Consider the following 3899-nt stretch of genomic DNA (forward strand, 5'->3'; position numbering starts at 1 on the left):
GGCTGCCGCTGACCGTCGTGCTCGGCGCCGCCGGGGTGGCCGTGGTGACGGCGAGCCTCTGGCCCGACAACGAGGAGAAGCCGCCGCTGCCGCAGACGCTGTGTCACGGTGCGCTCAGCCGGGAGACGGCGGGACTGATCGACGACGGCAAGGGCGGCGAGGTCAGCGCGGAGCAGTGGGAGAGCAAGGGCCGAAGCCCGGACTACGTGTTCAAAGCGTGCTCCGGGCTGCGCGCCAACCCGGACAACGACTATCCCCGAGGTGTCTACAAACTGCTCATCGAAGACACCTCGAGCGCCCCGTACGACAAGAAGGGCTCCGTCCCTCTCGGTCCCGGATTCACCGGCTGGGCACTCCCCGACCAGGCCGAGGTCACACTGCCCGCCGGCTGCGCCGCCCGCATGGGCTCGACCTCCCCGTACATCACAGCGTCACTCGAGGTGCCCTCACAGGACGAGGAGCGCCTGGCCAGGCTGAAGGAGAAGAGGCTCGTCGACCCGGACACCGCGACGCGCAACAACGCGACCGTGATGCGAGAAGTGGCCACCAGGCTGGCCAAACGGTACAACTGCGCCGCTTGACCGTGACCCGACCGCAGTTCGCCCGCCACCCCGCTTCGGCTTCGTCGTGGCGGCGGGCGAGCTGACGCACAGACCGCCACCCTTCCGATCAGCGGCTGTGCATCCGGCGCGCTAACGGCGTGTACCCGGCAGATGCCGACTGCGACGCCCACACCAGCTCAGACGGCCCGGCGCAGCCCCGGAGGCGCACCGCCTCGGCACTCCACCTCAACCAAAACGACGACAGCAGGGTGAGGCATACGGGGTCCCCTTCACTTACAGGGTGGACGGCCAGGCTCACGGCTGCCCTGCTGGCGGAACGTCGGCGCCGGTGCGACTGTCGATGGCGGTGCCCAGGTTCTTCCAACCTTGTCCGGCAGTGTAAGCGGCCCCATCGGTCGGATCACTCACGCCCGCCGATCGCGTCGACCGGAACGGGCCGCATGGCGTATTTGGTGGCCATCGCGATCGAACCCCAGGAGAGCGCGACGGTGAGCGTCACGATCGCGATGAGGCCGAAGGGAGAAATACTGGGAACGGGCGACTTCGCCAGCGAGTTGCTGATGCCGACGAGCGGCGGGATGGCCGCCAGCAGACCGAACAGCAACGCCGAGAAGATCACGATCCTGGCCTCGCCGTTCATCATCGCGCGGACCTGCTCCCGGTCGGCGCCGATGAGTTGCAGCACGGCGAACTCGCGAACCCGCGCCGCCGTCGCCATCACCAGGGTGTTCACGACGGCGATGGCGATGTAGCCGAGAAGCAGGGTCTGGAACAGGAGGTTGAGCGCCCAGTCGCCCGAACTGCCGGACCCGGGCGCGTTCTGGAACGCCTCCCGGTCGCCCACCCCGACCGTCGGGTAGCGCTCGACGGCGCTCCGCAGCGCGCCGTCGAGCGTCTTCGGATCGGTTCCGTCCTCGGCCCTGATCAGCACCGCGCTGTTGACCTGCGATGTCGTGTGCGCGACGACGAGGTCGTTGGGGAGGGTGACGTCCCCGAAGCCCAGACCCCTCTCGTAGATCGCCACCACCCGTGGCTCGATCACCGTGCCGTCGCCGAGCCGCAGGTCGACCGTTTCCCCGCGGTGCGCCCGGACGGTCTCCGCGACGACCCTGCTCAGCGCCACCGTCCCGTCCCCCAGCTTCGCGATGTCACCCTCGAGCACCTCGAGGTCCATGGTGTCGGAGAGCCGTTCGGGCGCGACACCCTGGGCGGCGAAGACCTTGGTCGCGGTGCTGTCCTCGGACGGAAACGTCAGCAGCACCCGCATCCGCGCGACCGGCGTCACCACGGCGACCCCGGGCGCACCGCGCACGGCGTCCACGGCCTGCGGGGACACTCCGGCGCCGGACGACGCGGTCAGCACGCGGTCGGCCCGGAGGCCGTCCTCGAACTGCTCCTGCGACGCCGCGATCGTCGTGGAAGCGCCGAACACCTGCACGGCGGCCAGCGTCACCCCCATGGCCAGCGGCGTGGCGGCCGTACTGAGCCGCCGGACGCCGGCCCGCGCGTTGGCAGGGGCGTGAAGACCCCGCCCCTGCTGGAGCTGTGCCTGGGACGACCCGAGCAACTCCCCCCGACACTCCGGGCGAGTACCGGGCCACCAGATGCTCTGAAGCGTGAACAAGACCCCCGCCGATGAAGCGGGGGCCTTCCTGTTTTCTCAGGCCAGGCCCCCGCCGAGCCCCTGGAGACCGTTCCGCCGTTTCGGCCGAGCCATGGCCGAGCCATGGCCGAGCCAATGATCTTGAAGGCAGCAAAAAGGCCCCCGCCGAGACGGGGGCCTACCTGTTTATGCTGGTCAAACGGGTGAACCGTTACGCCTCAGCGGTGGGGCGGGTGGGACTCGAACCCACGGCCGACGGATTATGAGTCCGCTGCTCTAACCGGCTGAGCTACCGCCCCGTTTCGGCGTGGCGCGTACAAGTGTGCGCGCCGTCTGCCGCAGCATAGCCGGTCATACGATCTCTCGCTGCGGATGGTCGGCTTCGCGTGACCATGAAGACAGCGCTGCGTGCTGCCCGGTTCCGGCCGCTGCGGGATTGCCCCGAAAGAGTCGCCGGAGGGGTCGGCGGGAACGCGAAGAAGGGCCCCTCGGGGCCCTTCTCCGTCTCGCTCCCCCGACTGGACTCGAACCAGTAACCCTCCGGTTAACAGCCGAATGCTCTGCCAATTGAGCTACAGGGGATCGCGCTCCCCCGACTGGACTCGAACCAGTAACCTGCCGGTTAACAGCCGGCTGCTCTGCCAATTGAGCTACAGGGGATTGCTGCGGTGCCTCGAAACGAACCTGCCTGGCTGCTGCCGGGCGGCGCGTGCTCGCTGCGACACATACATTAGCGCAAGCAGGGGGGTGCTCCGCCAATCGGTATCGCCCGGGGTGATCTCGGGGGTCCGTGGGTAGGCGGGCAGCACACGTCGCACAGAGCGAAGGAAGGGTGGCAGCCATGCGGTACCGGCTCACGTTCATCGCCGGAGTGGCCCTCGGTTACGTGCTCGGCACGCGGGCCGGGCGCGAGCGCTACGAGCAGCTGAGGAAGGCCGCCCAGCGGCTGTCGGAGAACCCGGCGGTGCGCAACGCGGCGGAGTCCGCGGCGCAGGGCGGCAGGGAGTTCGCGGGCAAGGCCTACCACTCGGTGAGCGAGAAGGTCGGCGACCGCGTCCCGGCCTCGGTCTCCGGCCGGGTGCGTTCGCTGCGCGAGCGCAGCGGGCACAACGGCCACGGCGCCGGCGACGACTGGGGCACCACGCACACGTGATCCGGCCCGCGCCGGACGCCCGGCGCGGTGCACGGCCCCGAGGCCCCGCGGGACGCCCCGCGGGGCCGCCCGGTGACGGAACGCTCCGCCGGTGCGGCAGAATCTTGTGTATGGGCATAGTGGCCGGCTTGGACAGTTCATCCGCCTTCACTCACATCGTCGTCTGCGACACGGACACCGGTGCGGTGCTGCGGCAGGGGTACGCCGCGCATCCCGTCGAGGCCAAGGCCGCGGAGGTGGACCCGCAGGCGTGGCTCCTCTCCCTCGGTGAGGCTGCCTCCGGGGGGCTCCTCGAAGGCGTCGAGGCCATCGGTGTGTCCGCGCAGCAGCACGGTCTGGTACCGCTGGACCACCAGGGCAACCTCGTACGCCCCGCGCTGCTGGGCAACGACCGGCGGGCGCAGGCCGCCGCCGCGGACCTGATCGACGGGCTCGGCGGACGGCAGGCCTGGGCCGAGGCCGTGGGGTCCGTACCGCAGGCCGCCCAGCCCGTGGCGAAGCTCCGCTGGCTGGCCCGCAGCGAGCCGGAGCACGCGCAGCGCGTCGCCGCCGTCCTGCAGCCGCACGACTGGCTGGGGTG

General features: G+C 70.4%; 3 protein-coding genes, 3 tRNA genes and 1 pseudogene. 3 read left to right on the plus strand and 4 right to left on the minus strand.

Translation table 11 applies throughout. The features are described 5' to 3' along the window. Positions 1–2: 2 nt before the first annotated feature. Entirely contained in the window at positions 3–581 is a 579-nt protein-coding gene (locus IH13_RS0108935; RefSeq protein WP_031082659.1) for a hypothetical protein, read from the plus strand. A gap of 382 nt (positions 582–963) precedes the next feature. Here the strand turns inward: IH13_RS0108935 and IH13_RS0108940 are convergent, their stop codons facing one another. The 4 genes from IH13_RS0108940 to IH13_RS0108955 form a co-directional block, all read right to left on the minus strand. Continuing rightward, entirely contained in the window at positions 964–2022 is a 1059-nt protein-coding gene (locus IH13_RS0108940; RefSeq protein WP_082317552.1) for an ABC transporter permease, read from the minus strand. Between the two features lie 369 nt (positions 2023–2391). Further along, positions 2392–2465: transfer RNA gene (locus IH13_RS0108945), tRNA-Ile, on the minus strand. Between the two features lie 210 nt (positions 2466–2675). Then, a tRNA-Asn gene (locus IH13_RS0108950) sits at positions 2676–2748 on the minus strand. A 5-nt stretch (positions 2749–2753) separates the two neighbouring features. Then, positions 2754–2826 (minus strand) — tRNA-Asn (locus IH13_RS0108955). Between the two features lie 181 nt (positions 2827–3007). On the opposite strand from IH13_RS0108955, the gene IH13_RS0108960 reads away from it, so the two are divergent. Together IH13_RS0108960 and IH13_RS0108965 are read left to right on the plus strand one after the other, a co-directional pair. Beyond that, the gene (locus tag IH13_RS0108960; RefSeq protein WP_031082663.1) at positions 3008–3319 is read left to right on the plus strand and encodes a hypothetical protein; all 312 of its coding nucleotides are present in this window, start codon (positions 3008–3010) and stop codon (positions 3317–3319) included. 110 nt (positions 3320–3429) lie between these two features. Beyond that, a pseudogene (locus IH13_RS0108965) lies at positions 3430–3899 on the plus strand (FGGY family carbohydrate kinase); the annotation flags it as partial.

Source organism: Streptomyces sp. NRRL WC-3549 (assembly GCF_000721935.1).
Lineage (GTDB): Bacteria > Actinomycetota > Actinomycetes > Streptomycetales > Streptomycetaceae > Streptomyces.